Genomic DNA, 15,458 nt, shown 5'->3' on the forward strand with positions numbered 1-15,458 from the left:
TGTAAGACTTATAACACTCTTACCAAGTCCCATTTCAAGCAAAACCGCTGACACCGAGTGTGTGATAATAAAATCAGTCGCATACTTTTGATACTCATGTGGCTCGTATCGCATCAACAACACCTCCAATCTGACTCTTGTCATCAACCACGAAAACCTTAAAACCTAAAGCCTGTAAATCCTTCATCCGTTTCACCTGTAAAACTCTAGGCTTTTTACCTGGTGCTTTAAGCTCAACAAAACCAATCTTCCCGCCGTTAAGTAAAACCAGCCTGTCAGGAAGCCCGTCAACGGAAGGACTCGTAAGCTTTAAACAAAATCCTCCCATTGCTTTAACATCACGAACGAGTTTTCGCTCAACCTCCCGTTCTCTTACTATTATTTTTTGTTTTCTTATCACAGCTTCTTATCCTTTCTATCGGGACAAGGACGGACAAATGGCTAAAAATCCCTTTACGCGCGAATACACGTGTTACGTGTACGCTATAAGTAATAAATAAAGATTTTATTTAATATAGATTTTCATGTGTTGTCCGTCCCTGTTCGTCCAAAGCCTGTTGTTATGGGTGGGACAAGTGACAAAGTCAGGACAAGCTACATTCAGTTGTCCTGTTTTTAGCCGCTTGTCCACTCAAATTCTGGTATAAATTCTTTGCCTTCCATAGATTGGTATGGTTCTACGATTGTCAGATCTTTGCCAGTCTTTCAAACGTTTCATAATCGCCGATATTGCGTAACTGTCGATAGGCTTAATATCTTCTTTGGCTTTCCCGAAGCATTCGCACCATATTTCAATGTTGGATACTTCCATGCGTTTAATCGTGCCTTTAGGACGTGTCGGATCTTCCATGTCACGGAAGTAATCCCGCCGCCTGTAAATATCCATTTCACCCCAAGTATCAGGTAGAAGCATGTTAAGATACTCTCTGACAATGCCTTCACGGTCATCTTGCTGCATGGCTTCACGCTGTTCTTCTTGAGCGAAAGCCTCCAAGCTCGCATCAAGAAACAGTTCTTCACCCGCCTTGGAAATAACCATGGTTTCCGCCCATATTTGGTCAACCAGTTCTCGTGTCATTTCCCAAGGCTTATACTTACCGTTTCCCGACACTTTCACATTCCAAAAACGCCGGTTACCCGTAACATCCCTTAAATAACCGTTTTCACTATTCGTTGTACCGAAGAACACGCACTGCCTCGGGTGTGGCGCTACACGTTTTCCAAAAGAAGCACGATACTTATCGTCACGTCTTGAAACAAAAGCTTTTACCTTATCAAGGTCAGCTTTTTTCATGCCCGCAAGCTCGCTGATTTCATGAATCCAATATCCTTGGAGTTTTTCAGCCGCCGTCTTATCATTCATGTCTGAAAGCGTGAGACTATCTGAAAACCATTCCATGCCAAGGTTTGCTATAAACGTTGACTTGCCGATACCTTGCGCACCGTTAAAAACAGGAAGGTAGTCAAATTTAATACCGGGATGGTAGATACGCATGTATGCTGCACACAGTGTTTTTCTACACACTGCACGAATATACGCGTTGTTTTCAGCACCAAGATAGTCGATAAAAAGCGTGTCTACACGTTTAACACCATCCCATTGAGGAAGACTCTCAAAATAGCGTCTTATCGGATGATAACTTCTATCATCTGATACTTTCGTGACAGCAATATCATAGTTTCTCTGTGAAAACGAGCCATAATGGTCGTCAACGTAGCAGATAAGCTGAGCGTCGTCCGCGTCCCTCCAAAACTTCGCAGGATGCTGCCAAGGCACATCGCCTTTAATTTCAAGCCCATCAGCCAGCTGGTTAAAAACTATTCCTTTAAGCAAAGGATCGTGTTTAATAATGAGTTTCGCATTATAAAGCGAGTTTTCTAAAACCGCGCCTTTAGACGTGTAGCGTAGTTTTTTCTTCCAATCCTCACTGTCAACAAAATCATCTTTTGCTTCCGAGAGTCTCTCGTTTGCCGCTTGAAGTTTTACCTCATCAAGACTCATAGCAAACTCGCTCATTTTCTTAAACGACTCTTTCTCGTCTAAGCTAGCGAATTTGTGAGTGCGAACAATATCAAAAGCGTTACACAGTTTCAAATACGCTGGGTCTTTAGCATGATGAGAGTAAACGAACTTGTCTTCGATAATCTCAACTCCTGCCATACTGTGTGAGGCTATAAGATGCCAGCGGTTTTCGTTATCAGTCGGCTCATACACGTTGCTTAAAAACTTTTCCAAAGCAAGAGTTATCGGATAGAATACTCGGTTAAACAATCCAACCACACCATTTTTTGTGAGTGGATCTTGCACTTTCTGCTTTTGCACCTGATTCGCTTTACTCTCACGAGACGAGGTCGGAAGCCTGGTTGGATCTATCCACTCGGGGTGAGCGGATAAAATATCATCAGGATTAAGCCAGTCTTTTTCAACCTCTTTATACTCGTACACGCCGTTTTGTGGTGTGGACGGCCAGTACATGAGCTGGTTAGGCAAGTAAGAGCATTCATCAAACTGGTCAATACCCAGCATGTCAGCTAAATACCTTGATACTGCTACAAACTCGTCAGGTGTTACATTCCTCGTTAAAGGAAAAACAATTCTCACCCTCGGATTATCAGGCGTGTGGCTGTGTGTCGTGTACAGAAAAGACGTGTATAGAGCAACACTCTCATAGAGTGCAATAAAATCTTTAGCAACATGATCCCCGTCTAAGGCGAGCATGGAGCGAAACTCAACACTGTCGACTTTTCGTCTACCGTAAGCCAACGCTCCTGCAACGAAACCACCGTGGTCTTTTGCTAGATCACGGTCTGCTTTTCTCATCTTCGCATACTCTTCCGCTGACTCTGAGGTGCGAATCGTCACTTTAAGACTGTCTTTCAGCTCATCATAGGTGATGGTCTTATTCACCCATGTTTTTGCCTGCCTGTTGTTACCGTAAGCGATAGCTAAACTACGCATCAATATTCACCTCCAAATCCTTATCCGTAAAATACTTAATCGGCTGTTTTCGTTTTTCTGCCAGATTGATTTCTACTTGCATGCCGCCTGTGATTTTTTCTCCGAACACCCATAGTTCGTTGCACTTGCCTAAGAGGATAATGTCCATAAACATCGCATCCCCTCTATGCTTTTGATTCTCATCATCCATAAACGGGAAAAGCAGGTGTGGAGTAACGGGGATTGCTCCGCGTGAATACGCGTAAGCCGCACACCGGATAGCGTGACTCACATTTTTCTCTTTATCTCCACGGTAGGGAGCACAAATGTAGACGATAGGCTTAAAATTCGGTGTCGTTTCTAAATGCTTTTTATAAGACTTACTCACTTTTAGCCTCCTTATCTATCTTGGTTAAATACCATTCAAGCTGGCGTTTTCTAGCTTGGAAATCTGGTGTTGAGATAAGAAGACCTGCATCAATTTTCTGCAAACGATCAATTAGATACATTTGCCCTGATGTGAGGTAAGGACGTATGCTTTGCCCTTTTTCAAGGCCGTTTGTTTCTCTTACTTGTTTTGCAGGCATCCCTAAAACAAGACGGTTGATCATGTCGCACTCGTTGCTGTAGTGATAAGCTTTCGGGTGGTCATAAACAAGACTTATATTTTCTGTAAGAACCGGAAACATCTCTCTTGCAGACACAAGGGTTGTTATGAAATCTTCCATCTTATTGAACTGCTTAATATAGAGTTCCTTGAACTTCATTGCTTTAGGACCTGTATAGCCCATTGCTAAAATGGTGAATCCATCTCTGGTTAGCAAGTAACACGGGAGCTTTCTGCCTGTTGAATCCTTATAACTACTGAGCTCAAAGTTGAGTTCAGTAAATTCTTCACTGAGCCCAGATTTGGGCTCAGTTATTGCCTGGATATCACGAATCACATTAGAATGCCTTTTTTCAAAGAACTGTGCGATAAATCGGCTGTCTACTCTGGCGGTGTTGTTCTTGTCAGCCATAATGCCGTAATTATTCATTGGAATCATTGCTTGCATGGTGAACACCTCCCTTTAATCTCTGCGATAGCTCGCTAACTGAATATTGAAGTTCTTTGATTTGCTGATTTTGGATCTTGGCCATCAGCTCTAACTGTTCAATTCTTTTCTTGATTGTCATCTACATGACCTCCTTCGGATTATTGGAGGAGTTGGTTCCTCCTATGAAGTAGCCACGGCGGATGCCAAAATCTGACGCTTTTTTGAAATTCTTTACTAATTTTTTCTCAGCCCGCTTAAGTTTCTGTGTAATGTTGTTAGCCAAGCGATCCACGGCTTTTTTATAATCGACATCCGTTTCAAACGCATCACAGCTAAGCATGGATGCAGCCTTTTCGTTAATCGCCATCTTCCTAATACGGACAGCCATAAAAAGATCCGCCACATCCGGCTTTAAAATCGAGTAAACAAATGACTCAACTGCCCTATATTCTTCTGAAGCTTTAATCTGATTTACTGTTTTGAAAAAGATGCCAGAGTCTCTAACATCACTCATGCAAGACTCATAATCATCAGTTTCCTCACCGTCTTCACAGCTGTAAGGTTTAGTAAAACCTTTATGCCTCTCATATTTATGCAGAGAGTTATACTCGGGACGGTTAAACTCAACATCTACTTTTTCTTGTGCTCTTTTCTCAAACTCTTCTTCGCTTTCATCGGGAAGAAGGTCGATATTAAGCCAGCCTTTAACCTCATCAAGCTTGAGGTCGAATGTTGTAAAATGCTTGTCACAACGAACTCGAATTTTCATAAAAAATCCTCCATCTGATTTCCGATGAAGGAATTTCTTGAATTCAGCTCAAATAAGGCATGACAAAACACCACAAGCTAGAATGAAGAATTCCTTCATCTTGACTTGCAGCTGCCTCATTCAGTAAGACCGCTGACATTATTAAGTTGTTCTACACAAGCTCTGAATAATCCTGTTGATCAAGTAGGCATACTTGTGTAGACGGCTTGAGGCTGATGCCTCGCGTTTAGAAAGAACAAGAATGCTTTTGCATTAAAAGACTTTCAATACGCATCTTTTTCCTTTAGTTCGGTCTATTAAAAACCAAACTTTTTTGATAAAATATGCGTGAAAGACTTTGAATATTTGCATAGCTCGTATCTTTCAATCTCTAACCTATAGTTGACCGCGTTGTATGTGTAGGCTGATTAGAGTTACTAAGGAGGAAGAGAGTTACTATTTTTCAACAAGGGGGTTATTTAAGATGACTTCAATAAAAAACATATCGGTTAATATTCCGTATCTCAGTGGTGGAATCTTATTTAACCTGCTTACTGAATCAACAAAACAAAAAATAACTGCTCGTGCAAAACATAATGGCTATAAAGACTTATACAGTGACACTAATTTGATGGCTTCACTGATTACCTTAACTATTGGGGACTCGTTTATTCCGACGGGGGATACATTTAAGAAAAACACCAGCGACTATAAACGATGCCTTATAAGCAAATCCACATATCTTGACTTTGACAATGTGGCTAAAGTTACCTCATTGCACACTAGAGTTACCTCTAAAGATCCAAATGTTTATGAAAGTATGAAAGATCTAGTAAACAATTTCCTGTCTGAGTCACGACATATTTGGCTTGTTAAAGCTTTAATGGAAACAATTATGCAAGACTCAACAATTGCTTCTGATACCGAGTTTGACATTTCTGTTGAAAAAGCAATAAAAAAAGAGCAACTTAATGAAGTTACTCAAATAAGCATAGATTGCTTTCTAGTTAGCATATGGGATTATATTTTGCAGAAGAGAAAAGATAATACACTTGGACGTTCTACATTTGAAGCTTGGTACAAACAAAGCAGCACCAACGGTAAATGGAAATTTATTAATGAGAATATAGGCACGACAATCACTCAAAATATCGAGATTACAAGATTTGAAATACCTGTTTACAATAATGAAAAAGCAGCTGAATATACTCAAACTCTAGACATGAAAGAAGATAACGAATTTTTTAACACAGAGACAGATACGCCCGTCATTGAAGCTGATGATATAAGTGATGAAGAAGAACAGTCACCTAAACAAATGACTCAGACTATTAACAACCCTAAAATTGTTAATCAGTATGCAGATAAAATCTACAACATCGAACATGTAGATCATTTAGATTAGAGGTGTCTGTATGGGAAATGAATTAGAAAAAATCATCACTAATCAGTTGCCTGACACAGGTAAAATAAGTCAACATGCAAACAAACTCTACAACATAAATAATGTAGAGCATATGACTGTTGTACCTTATCCAACAGTTCCTACTTTAGATAAAGGAATAGCTACGCCTACTGATGGTTTAATATGGGATTACTATAATCTTGTAGTAGGCAGTTCTGTTATTGATAGCGTTTTTGTAAAAGTATATAAAAAAAGAGCCATAGACGACTTTTACACGGAAGATGAATTACGAGACAAGTACGCCTCTTTATCCATTGATGCAATTAAAGAGATTCAGCGATTTCCCATTCTTGTAGTACCTGAAGCCAAAGATTATTATGGCAAAGCTTCAGACGATCAATATGGGTACGTTGGAATAATAGAAAAAATTAGAAAAGACTCATACGATATTGTTCTGAAATGCAAATTTGAGGATAAAAAGCCAATCCCACTAAAAAAGATTAGCGAAGTTGCTTTTGACTTAGGTATCCAGAGCATGGACATAGCTATAACTGAGCTCAATTACTCTCATTGGGCTATTAAACCTGTCAATCTCATTGAAGAATTAACAGAAGCAAAAATAGATTTTAAGGATTCTATTTTTTAGGAGGTATCTTTATGAAAAAAATACCAGCCAGTATTCAGTCTCTACATATTGATGGTGCTACTTACAAACTCAATCCTGTAACGATTACCCCTACTTTTATTAATTTCTTCTACGGGAATAATGGGTCTGGTAAATCCACCATTGCTGAAACTTTAAAAAACAGCAGTGGTATTACGTGGTCGAACAATATAGCATCACAAGATTGTAAGCTGTGTGTTTATAACGCTGACTATATTAAAGCTAATCTTGCAAACTACGATAATCTACCTGGTGTTTTCACTTTCAATGAAGAAAATATTCAGATTCAAAACCAAATTAATGATTTGACCAATCAAAAAGAAAAATTATCAGAAGAAAATTGCCAACTATCCGCCGCTAAAAACAATAAGAAAGATGAACGTATAAAAATACAGGCATCTTTCGAAGAAAACTGTTGGTCTAAAACTCAAACAATTAGAAACGATTTTAAACAAACAATTACGGGAAAACTAAAAAAGAGTACTTTCGCAGAAGAAGTACTCCAAGACTATAATGCAGTTAACCATGATTTGTCTCAGCTTAAAAACCTATACGATACTGCATATTCTAAGAATGCTGTAGCGTTGCAAAAATTCTCTGTTATCAAGGATACTGCTGTATTAGATAATATTGCTAATTTGGATTTGATTGAGAAAAAGATTATAAGTAGCTCAGATACGCCTTTCGCCAATTTCATCAAAGCCATGAACAACACTGCTTGGGTAAAGCAAGGAATGGCTCACTATCATTCTGTTTCTAATGGTAAATGCCCTTTTTGCCAACAACAACTACCTTCTAATTTTGAAGATGATATAAAAGCATGCTTTGATGAACAGTTCGAGAAAGAAACACAAGCAATCACAAACCTACAAGCAGAGTATAAAGACTCGGCAAACACTCTCTTTGTTCCAATATCAAAGATGCCGGAATCCAATATTCCTGACGCTGAAATAGCCATATATAAAGATAAGTTAAGTGCATTAAAAGGTGTCATTGCAAGTAACTTAGAGCTTATTGCTAAAAAACAGCAGGATTATGCCATAGCATACGAACTGGAAGCAACAAAACCTTTACTTGATGAACTAGTAGATATGATTGAAAAGTTCAACCAATCAATCGATGAGCATAACGCTATCGTTTCAACCAAACCGGCTAAACAGCAAGATTGCAAAAAACAAGTATGGGAACTCATATCCTATATGCTAAAAGATGAAATAAAGGCTTATAAAACAAGTCTTGATACGATTACAAAAGAGCTGGAACAAATTGAAAGTCAATTGCAAACTAACGCTTCACTAATTAAGAACATAGGTAGCCAAATTTCAGTCCTACTTAAAAATACGGTAAACACTAGGGATACCGTTGAAAGTATAAACCAACTATTAAAAGATTCAGGATTCCAAGGATTCTATCTACGAGAAAAAGTTAGTGCAGCTAACGTCTATGAGGTGATTCGCAATGACGGCTCTATAGCTTCAAACCTCAGTGAAGGCGAAAAGAACTTCATAGCATTCCTCTACTTCTACCATCAAATTAAAGGTAGTGACACCCCAGGCGAGAAAAATACTGACAAAATCGTAATCATTGATGATCCGGTTTCCAGTATGGACAGCAGTACTCTATTTATAGTTAGTGCTTTAATCCGCGAAATGATATGTGTCTGCGAAAACAACGTACATCCTTCTGATGCATACATAAAAGACAGGTATATAAAACAATTATTCATACTCACTCATAACACTTATTTCCATCAAGAAATAACCTACGGCAGAGTGAAAGACTACCAGTTTGTTAACTTCTATTTAGTGTCCAAGAATGACAACAAATCATCGGTTCGTCTTTGCGAAAAACAAAACACTGAGATTCCATCGGAGATGATGAACTACAACCCAGTACAAAACTCCTATGCGGCACTATGGGAAGAGTATAAAATATTAGAAACACCGATTCCTCTTATGAATGTCATAAGAAGAATACTGGAATATTACTTCCTTCAGCTGTGCGGCTATGACGGAACAACGCTAAGAGATGTAATTCTCAAACAAAACAAAGAGAAGTTTATCTGCACAGATGAAAACGGTAATAACGACTATTCGGCATACCAGTTGGCATCTGCAATGCTGTCTTACATACAAACGAAATCATCGCTTGGCATAACTGACGGAATCAACTACGTAGACGACTGTGTGGATGTTTCACAGACAAAAGAAACATTTAAGAAGATTTTTACTCTTATGAACCAAAGTCAGCACTACGAAATGATGATGAATAAAGGCTAAATGAAAGGAACAAAAAAATGAAGATAATCTATAACCGACTATGGAAACTACTAATAGATAAAAACATGAACAGAGCTGATTTGCAAAATGCTGCAAAAATCAGCTCATCAACAATTGCCAAACTTGGCAAAGGTGAAAACGTCACCACTGAAGTTCTCATCAAAATTTGCGAAGCACTGGACTGTAAACTGGAAGACATCATGGAAAACGTGGAAGAATAAGGAGATTTTAAATGATTATTAGAACATATGGTTGGGTTCAAAACCCTTCAGATTTTGATAAACTCAAGCTGGTAGTCCAAATTTTTGACCCTAAATCCTTGCACTATGCAAATTTAACACATAATCTTGTTCCAAACTATATTCCATTGCAGAGAATTAAAAATCAACTTTTACAAAAACTAAACAACCACTCTGATGAATTTAGTTATACAGAACTAGTAGGAACATCCAAAAACGCGTCTGGCAATCCCTCCAAAAATCGAAAAGAGGCTATTGCTGATGGCTTAATACAAGTTACCATTCTACCTCAATCATCAAAAACAACAGGAAAAATGTGGACAGATAACTGGACTGCAGATGGGTATTTGCGGTGGGCACTTAGCTTAAATTTTGTAAAACATGACAGAGAAACTGATTTGTGTAAAATAACTGATCTAGGGCTAAAATTTTCTGCTTCACCATCGAAAAGCAATACAGAACAAGACATTCTTAGAAAAGCGCTATTGAGTTATCCTCCCGCTTCTCAGGTGCTAAATATTTTAGAAAAGGCAAAAGTACCCGTAACTAAGTTTTATATTGGTAAACAGCTGGGATTTAGTGGCGAGAAAGGATTCACATCATATGATGAAGCTCTAATGAAAGACTGGTTTGTCACTGGATCAATTGAAGAACAAAAGAAAATCAAATCAGACATAGAGGGTACAAGTGACAAATACGCAAGGATGATCTGTAATTGGCTAGAAAAAGTTGGTTATGTTACTAAACAAGCTACTACTGTTAAAACAGATAATGGAGAAAAGGCTGGATTTCAGAATTATTCTATAACAGCTCGGGGAATTCATGCATTAAATCAGGCTAATGGAAGTTCTAAAAACAATCGTGTTAAAAAATTCCTAACGTGGGAATTCCTTGCAGTAGATGGCAAGAATAAGAATTATGTTCGTTCTCGTAGAGCATATATTCTACAATTTCTTAAAACAACAAAATCTTTTAGTTCTCTCATAAATTCGCTAAGAACTTTAGGTTTTAATGATGATATTGAAATAATAAGAAATGATATACACGGTTTAAATAATTTTGGAATAAGAATAGAAGATAACGGTAATGTTATTAATCTAAAAGATGATTTCTTTGATTTTAGCATTCCTAATCTTGATCTTACAGCTGAACTTAAGGATAAAGCAGCTGATGCTGTAAAGGCTAAGTTCTTGAAGCTAACAGGGCTTTCAATGAAATATATTGAGCTGTTAGATATAGCTTATGACAGTAGTCGAAACAGAGATTTTGAGATACTTACAGCGGATTTATTTAAGAATGTTTATGGGCTGGATGCAATGCATCTAGGTGGAGGAAGAAAACCGGATGCCATTGCACAAACCAGCCATTTCGGAATCATCATCGACACAAAGGCATATGGTAATGGATACAGCAAATCTATATCTCAGGAAGATGAAATGGTTCGTTATATCGAAGACAATCAGCAGCGTAGTATTACTAGAAATTCAGTTGAATGGTGGAAAAATTTTAACTCAAGTATTCCTTCTACCGCGTTTTATTTTCTTTGGGTTTCTAGTAAGTTTGTAGGTAAATTTGATGATCAATTACTTTCAACTTATAACCGAACTAATACGTGTGGCGGTGCTCTTAATGTCGAACAACTTCTTATTGGTGCATATAAAGTAAAAGCTGGATTGCTCGGGATAGGCCAAATTCCTTCATACTTTAAAAATAAGGAAATAGCCTGGTAAAAGGTAAATCCCATACTGCAATAAGTAGTATGGGATTTACCTTTCTAATTAGTTTCCTTAAATGATCGAAAAAGTTGGGATATAGGTCAAAAAGTTTCATTTTTTATAACATTCTATAGGTTAAAGGATCATAGTTCGTTATTAGCACTTCTTCGCTACCAGTTCCCCTAGAATTATAGGAAGAATTGTTATAAGAACACTTTAAATGATTAACACATACATTGTGTGTTTTTATATAGTCCAATAGTAAATTATTGACTTTACCCTTATGCGACAAAACATTACTTAAAGCAAATTTGACACCCTTTTTGCTCAATTTATCCATTAGCTTGTACATCTCTTGTTCCTGCATATCGCTCCAGTTTAAGAAACCTCTATTACCATCGTTGTAATTTCCAGTAGTAATTAAGTAAGGCGGATCTAAATAAACAAAATCTTTTTTTGTAAGCTCAGCAATATTAAAATCTGAGAAATAATCATCTGTAAATGTTGCGTCGATTTGTTTTAGCCTGCCTATGAATCTTTTTAGATTTTCTTCCATATTAGAACTAAATGAACTTCTATTTCTTCCAAATGGATTATTAAATTCCATGGAGTTATTAAATCTTAGTTGGTAATTATAACTAAATGAAGTAAGCACATATAAATCAAGAGGGTTTGGCTCAGCATTATATGCTTTCCTAAAAGAAAGATACCCCAGCTCATTTTCTTTACTAAGTTTATATTCGCTTATACGTTTTTTTATAGATAAAATCAAGCTCTCGGGATCCTCTTTGGAAAAATATCTAAACATTTCATTTATCTTATAATTCATGTCATTGAAGAAATACTTTTCCGCTTTTACGTTAATGCCGACATTTCCACCTCCGCTAAATAAATCAACAAAGGTTTTAATATCTTTAGGGAATAATGGCATAATTTGATTTAGAATTCTATATTTTCCACCGATATAATTAAGCGGACTTTTAATATACTCTTTTTTGCTGGTTTTCCAGATGCTACAACCCTTCTTTTCCATCTTTACATTTATTGTTTTTTTAGTCTCAATATTTTTCTTCCTAATATAAAAAAGTAACTCACTTACATCAGAATTTTTTGATGCTATTTTAGATACATATTTTCTATATGGAATCCGCTTTGTGACAACTTTACCATCTACAGAGGCATTTTTTAACACATCTTCTAGTTGTTCTTCGCTAATTATTCCGTCTGTATTATAGCTAAGTATTATATGGTTTGTGTCTATATTGTTTATTAAATCCTTCAGTGCAGATAAAGCCTCTGTCTTAACTGCAAACCTACTTTTATTTTTAGACCAATTAAACAATCTAGTTTTACCTTTAAGCTCTGGCTTTTGGTTGAGAGCAACATTTTCTAGCAAATGATAATTAGAAGCATATTGTCTAGTATTGTATGGCGTGTCTATATATGTGATATCTGCAGAAACTTTTTTAATAAGTTGATTTGCATCTTCATTAAAAGACTTATTATCTTTGTTGTTGTTAAGAACCTCAATAGGTTCTAAGTTTAATGAATTAAGAGCTCGTTTATCCCAGTGCTTGAGATAAGCACCATACGTACCTGTTATATTACTTACATACGGAATGGCGTTTATAAGTACCGATATTAAATAATAATATTCTGCCTTATTAATTAAGCTTGATGAATACCAATTATCAATTTCATCTCGAATGAAATCAATCCTTTTGCCATTATCAGCGGTTAAATACATGGCATTGCCAGTAGGTGTGTAATTTGCTTCATAGTAGCCTACTTTATCTGTTAGAGCATATTCTTCAGCACTACTTGAAAGATAATCCAACACAGAGTCAATACCAATTTTTTTTAGACCATTAAACATTAGTTCTTTGTTATTTTCTATGGTTGCCTTTGCGTTAACATAGCTAAAATATAATAAATCGTTGGAATAGACTGTATATCGATCTTTAAAATAACTTCCTACAACATTTGTGCCCGCAAACAGGTCTAAGAACGTAGACGCACCATCGGGAATGTTTTCTAAAATCATATTCTCTATTTCCCCAAGCAAGGCTGCTTTAGAACCTATAAAACGCATATTCACATCCCCTTTCATCCTTGTACAGATTAACTAATTTTAATTCTTTTGTCAACAAGTAATTCGAGTATATTAGCAGGTCAAATGAATAAAATAGTTTTAAACATTTGATGAATTACCACGCAACGCGGATTGTTTTAATTTAAATCAAACAGATATTATTCACATGCCAATTCTTAAAAGAACACCCCCTAAAGCAAAAACACAACCCTAAAAAGAAAAAGTCTAGCGTCAATTCACGCCAGACTTTCATTCACGTTCTTCTGTTTCATCAACCTACAATAAGTCCTTATTTACAGTGTTCTTCTAAGCAGCATCCACCAAACTTTGTATCATTTCCTGTAGTATCTCTAGTTTCATTACGTGTTGTATACAATGAAACCTTGCCCTTGAACTCTGAAACTATTTATAGGAATCCTGAAACTTTGACTTGGAGCATCATATTATTTCTTATTGAAAATAAGAAATAATATATCTCAAATAACAATCAAAAGATAATATACAAAAAGATGGCTCTAACATATCGCTAGAGCCATCTTCTAATAACCAATGCTCGTTACTTAAAACAAGCAGTGCCTACTTACTTGTTTTCTTCCATCATTTTCTTCTTACGAAGAATTGCAAGTCCTGCAATCGAGAACCCTATAGCTGCGAGCAATCCTGCAAATGATGCTGATTCACCCGTCTTAGGAATCATGCCAATATGCTTTTCAGGCTGCGGCTGAGGAGCTGGTGTCTGAGGATTTGGCTTAAGTTCCGGAGTCGGTGGATTAGGCACTGGATCCGGTGTAGGTGTAGGTGGGTTTGGAGTTGGATCCGGATTTGGTGCCGGAGGATTCGGAGTCGGATCCGGTGTCGGCACAGAATCTTTTGTATAAATGGCATATACAGTCATATCACCATTTACTACGCTTGCTCCCGTAAACGCAGTACCTTTACCGTCTTCCTTTGTATTCCATTCCTTGAAGGTATAACCAGCCTTCATTGGATCAGCAGGCATAGACTCATTAGTCAACGCATCAGTATCAATAGCCTTACCAGTTTCTACCTTTACTGTTGCATGCGTATTATCGCCATCCTTGAAAGTAACCGTGCTTTGAGCAGGCTTCTTCACTTGGAAGGAATAAGAGATTTGTTTAGACTTATTTTCTTCTCCGTTCGCATCTAACCCTTTAGAATCCTGTTCAGCTGCAAAAAAGAAATAATTGCGATTAGCACAGTTATTATCTCTTGCAGTGGTTGCTTTCACAAAATTCTCTGTGGAAGAATTGGCGAAATCATAGAAACCGGATACCGTTCCACGAATTCTATATTTTGTACCTTCAGTAGCTGTCTTTTTCACAGATAGACCAGTTACTGAAATCACGATATTGCTGGTATCTACATTTTTAACTTCTTTAATAATGTCTTGCCATTTCTGAGTTGTTCCAGGATTATCTTTCTTCAATGTAACAATGAGTGTTTTACCATTAGTTGTCTTGGTTACATTAGCTGAAAACCCCTGAAGCCCACTAACTTTAGCAGACACATCCTTAGCTACTTCTACACCATCTGGAATATCTAACGTAAAAGCAAATCCTGCATCAACCTTACCGTAGCTATTGTGGAATTTCTCAACATCAGAGTCATTCATACCACCAAGTCTTGTATAGTTTAGCGTCCAACCATTGAGATAACGCTTAAACCATGGGATACTAACTGAAAAATCAAGATTCAGTTGATCCCCAGGCTGTAGTTCACCAACCGCTTTGGAATCCGTTGCATCCTTGAGCTTTAGATCACCGTATACTTTAAGTTTATCAACTGGATTTTTAATTTCATCTTGAGTTAATAAATCATTTTTCCCAAAGCCAAATGGGTTGACACGCTTTTCGATAGGGCTTGTAGGATGTTGTCCTGGTTTTGTATCTCCTTCTGCCGTATCTTGCCCTGCGAGATAACCATATCTTTCTTCAAAATTCATCCCAGGCAAGAACCAATACGTATTAGAGCTATTCACTATCCCCGCATTTGGAGTACTAGTCATGCCGTCTAAAGAGTTAAATGGAAAATCAGCAATCGCTGTTTTACTTGGAGAGGTTAAATACTTAGGGAATACCCCATAATAAGTTTTCCCTGTAAAACCATCGGTTATCTCTTTCTTTTCCACATCAACCCAATACGTATTCTTTAGTGCACTATCGGTCAAATATTCAGACGGAGCAGCCAACAAATCCTTAATTAAATATGGAAGCGGTTCGCTCTTATCCGCAGCAAACACTGGTGACACAAATGCTGTTGATGCAATCAATGTGGCTGATACTATCGTTACAGCCATATTTTTTAGTAATTTCATACAAAG

13 protein-coding genes are annotated in these 15,458 nt (G+C 37.2%); 5 read left to right on the forward strand and 8 right to left on the reverse strand.

Going from position 1 to position 15,458, the window contains the following annotated elements; translation table 11 throughout:
* Positions 1 to 94: 94 nt before the first annotated feature.
* The 6 genes from P0108_RS06685 to P0108_RS06710 all read right to left on the reverse strand — a co-directional run bounded on the left by P0108_RS06685 (position 95) and on the right by P0108_RS06710 (position 4,744).
* Complete coding sequence (locus P0108_RS06685) at positions 95 to 328, reverse strand: VRR-NUC domain-containing protein (protein WP_473730887.1); 234 nt, start codon at positions 326 to 328, stop codon at positions 95 to 97.
* Positions 329 to 631: 303 nt separating this feature from the next.
* Positions 632 to 2,959 carry a virulence-associated E family protein gene (locus P0108_RS06690; protein WP_473730888.1) on the reverse strand — a complete coding sequence of 776 codons (2,328 nt, stop codon included), beginning with the start codon at positions 2,957 to 2,959 and terminating at the stop codon, positions 632 to 634.
* Positions 2,952 to 3,326 (reverse strand): DUF7768 domain-containing protein, encoded by a 375-nt coding sequence (locus tag P0108_RS06695; RefSeq protein WP_473730889.1) that lies wholly within the window; start codon positions 3,324 to 3,326, stop codon positions 2,952 to 2,954. The genes P0108_RS06690 and P0108_RS06695 overlap by 8 nt, the downstream gene beginning before the upstream one ends.
* Positions 3,319 to 3,993 carry a Rha family transcriptional regulator gene (locus P0108_RS06700; protein WP_473730890.1) on the reverse strand — a complete coding sequence of 225 codons (675 nt, stop codon included), beginning with the start codon at positions 3,991 to 3,993 and terminating at the stop codon, positions 3,319 to 3,321. Before P0108_RS06700 ends, P0108_RS06695 begins: the two co-directional genes overlap by 8 nt.
* Entirely contained in the window at positions 3,968 to 4,114 is a 147-nt protein-coding gene (locus P0108_RS06705; protein WP_180946766.1) for a hypothetical protein, read from the reverse strand. The genes P0108_RS06700 and P0108_RS06705 overlap by 26 nt, the downstream gene beginning before the upstream one ends.
* Positions 4,115 to 4,744, reverse strand: coding sequence for a hypothetical protein (locus P0108_RS06710; RefSeq protein WP_065189565.1), 630 nt, complete (start codon positions 4,742 to 4,744; stop codon positions 4,115 to 4,117).
* Positions 4,745 to 5,207: 463 nt separating this feature from the next.
* Here P0108_RS06710 and P0108_RS06715 point away from each other — a divergent pair, with 463 nt between their 5' ends.
* The 5 genes from P0108_RS06715 to P0108_RS06735 are packed head-to-tail and all read left to right on the forward strand — an operon-like array spanning position 5,208 to position 11,040.
* Positions 5,208 to 6,128, forward strand: a complete 921-nt coding sequence (locus P0108_RS06715; protein WP_473730891.1) for a hypothetical protein — start codon at positions 5,208 to 5,210, stop codon at positions 6,126 to 6,128.
* Between the two features lie 10 nt (positions 6,129 to 6,138).
* Positions 6,139 to 6,774: a hypothetical protein gene (locus P0108_RS06720; protein WP_473730892.1), complete on the forward strand. Its 636-nt coding sequence runs from the start codon at positions 6,139 to 6,141 to the stop codon at positions 6,772 to 6,774.
* An 11-nt stretch (positions 6,775 to 6,785) separates the two neighbouring features.
* Positions 6,786 to 9,071: an AAA family ATPase gene (locus P0108_RS06725; protein ID WP_473730893.1), complete on the forward strand. Its 2,286-nt coding sequence runs from the start codon at positions 6,786 to 6,788 to the stop codon at positions 9,069 to 9,071.
* Between the two features lie 17 nt (positions 9,072 to 9,088).
* Positions 9,089 to 9,292 carry a helix-turn-helix domain-containing protein gene (locus tag P0108_RS06730; RefSeq protein WP_064340555.1) on the forward strand — a complete coding sequence of 68 codons (204 nt, stop codon included), beginning with the start codon at positions 9,089 to 9,091 and terminating at the stop codon, positions 9,290 to 9,292.
* A gap of 11 nt (positions 9,293 to 9,303) precedes the next feature.
* On the forward strand, positions 9,304 to 11,040 hold the full coding sequence (locus tag P0108_RS06735) for a restriction endonuclease FokI recognition domain-containing protein (protein WP_473730894.1): 1,737 nt from the start codon (positions 9,304 to 9,306) through the stop codon (positions 11,038 to 11,040).
* Between the two features lie 103 nt (positions 11,041 to 11,143).
* On the opposite strand, the gene P0108_RS06740 is transcribed toward P0108_RS06735, so the two are convergent.
* Both P0108_RS06740 and P0108_RS06745 read right to left on the reverse strand, forming a co-directional pair.
* Positions 11,144 to 13,117: a Dam family site-specific DNA-(adenine-N6)-methyltransferase gene (locus P0108_RS06740; protein WP_473730895.1), complete on the reverse strand. Its 1,974-nt coding sequence runs from the start codon at positions 13,115 to 13,117 to the stop codon at positions 11,144 to 11,146.
* A 580-nt stretch (positions 13,118 to 13,697) separates the two neighbouring features.
* Entirely contained in the window at positions 13,698 to 15,452 is a 1,755-nt protein-coding gene (locus P0108_RS06745) for an InlB B-repeat-containing protein (RefSeq protein ID WP_258003521.1), read from the reverse strand.
* Between the last annotated feature and the right edge of the window lie 6 nt (positions 15,453 to 15,458).

Source organism: Gardnerella sp. c10Ua_244, assembly GCF_055818055.1.